This window comes from Kitasatospora sp. NPDC059408, assembly GCF_042751525.1.
Lineage (GTDB): Bacteria > Actinomycetota > Actinomycetes > Streptomycetales > Streptomycetaceae > Kitasatospora.
In genome coordinates this window covers 71765-77256 of record NZ_JBHYWI010000041.1, presented here as the reverse complement: position 1 = coordinate 77256, position 5492 = coordinate 71765, and the positions used below count along the sequence as shown (strand labels likewise).

Below are 5492 nucleotides of genomic sequence, written 5' to 3'. Positions count from 1 at the left end.
GAGGAAGAGCGGGGCCGAGGCGCCGACGACGGCCAGCGCCAGCACGCACGCCCCCGCCCCGGCCGAGCCGCCGGCGAGCAGCCGGTCCGCGCCGCCGAGGCCCGGCACCAGCGTGGCCGCGGTGACGGCGTAGCCGATCCCGGCCACGCCCAGGGCCGTCCCCGCCACGGCGTCGCCGACCGTGCGGGCGGCGCCGCCGGCCGAGAACAGCAGCAGCACGGCGGCCACCGCGGCCGCGGCGCAGCGCATCCGGTCGGGGCCGGGCAGGAGCAGCAGCGCCACGCCGCCGGCCAGGGCGACCAGCGCGGCGGCCACCGCGAGGTGGTGGGTGAGCTCGGGGCGCCAGGAGTCGCGGCGCTCCAGCATGCCGCTGCGCACGCCGTCGACCAGGTCGTCGAAGTGGACCGGCGGCAGCTCGGCGGTGCGCGGGCGCAGGTACAGCTCCTCGCCGTCGCGCAGCCCGAGGGCGTCCAGGGTCCGTTCGTCGTCGAGGGGTTCGCCGCCGAGGCGCTGGAGCACCCAGCCGGAGTGCTCGGCGCCGGCCTCCTCGGCCTCGGCGCCGGCGTGCGCAAGCACGGCCGGCATGAGGTCGCCGAGGACGACGTCGGACGGCACGGCCAGCTCGAAGGCGGCCTCGGGCGCGCGGAACCTCAGTCTGCACAGGCCGGCCACGGCTCCACCACTCATGCCCCACCACTCTCTCTGGCCCAGCCCGATCCGCGGGTCTCCGCGGGTTTCCGACCGGCAATACGTGCGCCCCGGCGGCGGCGGTTCACCCGGGCGGGGAGAACCCCGATGAACCGGAACGGGGTCGCGGTCCGTGCGACCGGTCGGAGACGTCGACGCACGTGTGAGGAGAGCCCCGTTGAGTCAGGTCGTGGTCGACCGTCCGCCCCGGCGTTCCGGGCCGGAGCTGCCGGAGGGGGACATCCAGCTGCAGGAGCCGCCCGGCCTGCCCGAGCCGCAGAGCGGGCTCGCCACGATGCTCACCATGGCGCCGATGGCGCTGAGTTCGCTCTCGATGGTGTTCATCTTCCTCAACCCGAACGCCGGCGGCGGCCCGCTGACGTACGTCGCGATGGGCATGATGGGCCTGTCCGCCGTCGGCATGCTGGTCACCCAGCTGATCCGCGGCGAGAGTGACCGCAAGCGGCAGCTGCGCGGCGAACGGCGCGACTACCTGCGCTACCTGTCGCAGATCCGCCGCCAGGTGCGCCGCCACACCGTCAAGCAGCAGCAGGCGCTGGCCTGGCGCCACCCCGAGCCCGCCGCGCTGGCCACCATGGTCCGCACCTCGCGGCTGTGGGAGCGCCGGGCGGGCCACCCGGACTTCGGCGACGTACGCATCGCCGTCGGCGCGCAGCGCCTGGCCGTGCGCCTCGCGCCGCTCGCCACCAAGCCCGTCGAGGACCTGGAACCGCTGTGCGCCCACGCGCTGCGGCGGTTCATCCACGCGTACGGCACGCTGCCCGAGCAGCCGATCGCCGTTCACGTCCGCGGTTACGCACACGTCCTGGTGCGAGGGCCGGAGGACGACGGCGAGGCGCCCGGCGGCGATGAGGCGCCCCGCGCCCTCGCCCGGGCGATCGTCGCCCAGCTCGCGTTCTTCCACGCCCCGGACGAACTGCGCATCGGCCTGGTCGCCTCCCCCGAGCGCCGCGCCGACTGGGACTGGCTCAAGTGGCTGCCGCACGCCCTGCACCCCGGGGAGACCGACGGCGCCGGACCGGTCCGCCTCGTCGCCGGCTCGCTGGTCGAGCTGGAACAGCTGCTCGGCACCGAGTTCGCCGGCCGCGGCCCGTGGGAGCCGGACGCGCAGCCCGGCCGCGAGGAGCCGTACACCCTGATCGTCGTCGACGGCGTGCCGCTGCCCTCCGGCGGCCGGGGCGCCCTCGCCGGCTACCGCAACGCCACCGTCCTCGACGTGGCCGGCGCCCTGGAGTGGAAGCACGCCAAGCACCGGCTGCGGCTGCGCACCACCGCGGCCGGCGTACTGGAGCTGGTCGGCATCGACCGCAACCGCAAGGACAGCGTCACCGCGCTCGGCCGCCCCGACGCCCTCGGCCCGGCCGCCGCCCGCCGCTACGCCGCCCAGCTTGCGCCCTACCGGCTCGGCGACGCCACCGACGGTGCCGAGCCGCTCGCCACCGACTTCGACCTCACCGCGCTGCTGGGCATCAAGGACCTGCACCGGCACGACGTCCGCCAGGCCTGGTCCGAACGCCCCAAGGAGCAGCGGCTGCGCGTGCCGCTCGGCCTCGGCTCCGACGGCACCCCGGTGGACCTCGACATCAAGGAGTCCGCGCAGGGCGGCATGGGCCCGCACGGCCTCCTGATCGGCGCCACCGGCTCCGGCAAGTCCGAGCTGCTGCGCACCCTCGTGCTCGCCCTCGCCCTGACGCACTCCTCCGAGACGCTGAACTTCGTGCTCGTCGACTTCAAGGGCGGCGCGACCTTCCTCGGCCTCGACCGGCTGCCGCACACCTCGGCCGTCATCACCAACCTCGCCGACGAGGCCGCACTGGTGGACCGCATGCGCGACGCCCTGCACGGCGAGATGATGCGCCGCCAGGAGCTCCTGCGGTCGGCCGGCAACTACACCTCGCTGCTGGACTACGAGGCCGCACGCGCCTCCGGCGTCCAGCTGGACCCGCTGCCGACGCTGTTCGTCATCGTCGACGAGTTCTCCGAACTCCTCGCCGCACACCGCGACTTCATGGAACTGTTCATCATGATCGGCCGGCTCGGCCGCTCCCTCGGCGTCCACCTGCTGCTCGCCTCGCAGCGCCTCGACGAGGGCCGGATGCACGCCCTCGAATCCCACCTGTCCTACCGGATCGGCCTGCGCACCTTCTCCGCGATGGAGAGCCGCGGCGTGCTCGGCGTCCCCGACGCCTACCACCTGCCCTCCCAGCCCGGCAACGGCATCCTGCGCAGCGACATCTCCACCCTGACCCGCTTCAAGGCCGCCTACGTCTCGGGCCCGTACCGTCGGCAGCGGCCGAGCCCGGCCCGGCAGGCGGCGGTGGCCGGCCAGGTCGTCCCGTACGGCACCGAGTACGTCGCGCCCCGCCACCAACCGGTCGCCGCCGAGCCGGAGCCGGAGGAGGCCACCGAGACGCTGCTGGAGCTCGCCGCCGAGCGCCTCACCGACGCCGGCCCGCCCGCCTACCGGGTCTGGCTGCCGCCGCTCGACGTCCCGCCCACCCTCGACGAACTCCTGCCCCCGCTCGCCCCGCACCCCGACCACGGCCTGACCGTCGACGGCGCGCCCCAGCGCGGCGGCCTCTGCGTGCCCATCGGCCTCGTCGACCGCCCCTTCCAGCAGATGCGCGACCTCCTCACCGCCGACCTCTCCGCCGCCGGCGGCCACGTCGGCATCGCCGGCGGCCCGCAGAGCGGCAAGAGCAACCTCCTACGCACCCTGATCACCGGCCTCGCCCTCACCCACACCCCGCGCGAGGTCCAGTTCTACTGCCTCGACTTCGGCGGCGGCGGCCTCTCCGCCCTGCGCGGCCTCCCGCACGTCGGCGGCGTCACCGGACGCCATGACCCCGAGCGCGTCGGCCGCACGATCGCCGAGATCAACGGCATCATCGCGCGCCGCGAACAGAGCTTCGCCCGGCTCGGCATCGACTCCGCCGCCGCCTTCCGGCGCCGCCGCGCGGCCGGCGACCCCGAACTGGCCGACGACCTCCACGGTGACGTCTTCCTCGTCGTCGACGGCTGGAACACGCTGCGCCAGGAGTTCGGTGAGCTCGTCCAGGTCCTCGGCCTGATCGCCGGACGCGGCCTCAACTACGGCGTCCACCTGGTCATCACCGCGACCCGGTGGGCCGAGGTCACCAGCGCCCTGCGCGACCAGCTCGGCACCAAGTTCGAGCTCCGGCTCGGCGACTCCGTCGACTCCATGATCAACATGCGGGCCGCCGCCACCGTCCCCAAGGTCCCCGGCCGCGGCCTCACCGACGACCAGCTCCACTACCTCACCGCCCTGCCCCGCATCGACGGCACCGGCGACACGGACGACCTCGCCGACGGCGTCGCCGACCTCGTCGAAGCCGTCAACGACCACTGGACCGGCCCCCGCGCCCCCCAGGTCCGCACACTTCCGCTGATGCTGGAGGCCACCGCACTCCCCGCCCCCGAAGGCCGGCTGCGGATCGCCCTCGGCCTGGAGGACCGCGAAGTCTCCCCGCTCTGGCACGACTTCGAGGAATCGCCGCACCTCGTCGTCGTCGGCGACAGCGAGACCGGCAAGACCAACCTGCTGCGCCACCTCGTCAACGGCATCACCACGGCCTACACCCCGGCCGAGGCCCGCATCATGCTGATCGACTTCCGGCGCGGCCTGTTCGACCTCGTCCCCGAGGAGTACCGCCTCGGCTACGCCGTCGCCGTCGACGTCCTCAAGCAGATCGTCCAGGGCGCCGCCCGCGCCATGGAGGGCCGCGTCCCCAGCGAGGACATCACCCCCGCCCGCCTCAAACTCCGCGACTGGTGGACCGGCCCCGAACTCTTCATCCTCGTCGACGACTACGACCTCATCTCGGCCCCGCTCACCGGCCACCCCTTCACCCCGCTCCTCGACCACCTCGCCCAGGGCACCGAACTCGGCCTCCACCTGATCGTCGCCCGCAGCGCCAACGGCATCGCCCGCGCCATGAGCGACCCCCTCCTGCGCCGCCTCCTCGACGTCAACACACCCGCCGTCCTCCTGTCCTGCCCGCCCAGCGAGGGCGTGCTCTTCGGCAACGTCAAACCCCGCCAACTCCCGCCCGGCCGGGCCCTGCACATCACCCGGCGCCGGACGGTGCCGCTCCAGACGGCCCTGGCGCAGGAGGGGGCCGGCGGCGAGGGGGTGGCCTGACGGATGGCACGAGCCGGCGTCCAGAAACTGCCAACGTCTCGCCACGCGACGCATTGTGCAGCGGTCCCGGTGTGCTTCGGCAAGGTGCCGTCGGGCAGCATGGGGCGATGCACCCGGATCAGCCGCTGCCTCGTGAAGTGAAGGTCATCGACACGGCGTCGCTGCTCGGGCTGGAGGCACGGGCGGGTGAACTCGGCCTCAGCCAGAGGCTGGACCCACTCTGGGTGAAGGCGAATGCGGCGTCCGACGGAAGCCACTACCTCTGGCCGGCCCTGTGGAACAGCTTGTCCCACCGCCCGGATGTTCCGCGTCAGCTGCGGTGCGAGCTGTTGATCGCCCTGCGTACGGGAGACCGGGTGATGAGCCTCCTGGACGTACTCCCCGACGACTTCGTGCCGCTGCCGAAGGTGACCTCCCGCGACGAGGGCATGCGGGTCAGTGAACTGCTGGACCGTTCTCCTACGGTCAGGGAATGGCTGCTGCGAGAGGGCGAGGGCCACGCAAACCGGCTGCCGTGACAGGCGGCTCGGGCGGACCGGAGACCCTGATCGCTCGTCGGGGGTTTGGCGGGCGGGGGGCGGGGCACCGCCGGGGTGGGGCAACCCCCCGGGGTCGCGGGGGC

The 5492-nt window shown here is 74.0% G+C and carries 3 protein-coding genes; 2 read left to right on the top strand and 1 reads right to left on the bottom strand.

The genetic code is table 11. The features are described from left to right. The coding region (gene eccD / locus ACFXDE_RS25795) for a type VII secretion integral membrane protein EccD (RefSeq protein WP_380497133.1) at window positions 1–687 on the bottom strand (687 nt) is incomplete at its 3' end. 178 nt (window positions 688–865) lie between these two features. Between eccD and eccCa the strand changes: the two genes are divergently transcribed. Both eccCa and ACFXDE_RS25785 read left to right on the top strand, forming a co-directional pair. After that, window positions 866–4870, top strand: coding sequence for a type VII secretion protein EccCa (eccCa, locus tag ACFXDE_RS25790; RefSeq protein ID WP_380497132.1), 4005 nt, complete (start codon window positions 866–868; stop codon window positions 4868–4870). Between the two features lie 107 nt (window positions 4871–4977). Beyond that, a complete protein-coding gene (locus ACFXDE_RS25785) occupies window positions 4978–5388 on the top strand; it encodes a hypothetical protein (protein ID WP_380497131.1) in 411 nt (136 codons plus the stop codon). The last annotated feature ends 104 nt before the right edge of the window (window positions 5389–5492 follow it).

What these genes read in the sequence shown, in the direction of transcription:
- ACFXDE_RS25785 (WP_380497131.1), top strand. Translation starts at nt 4,978, where the DNA reads ATGCACCCGGATCAGCCGCTGCCTCGTGAAGTGAAGGTCATCGACACG.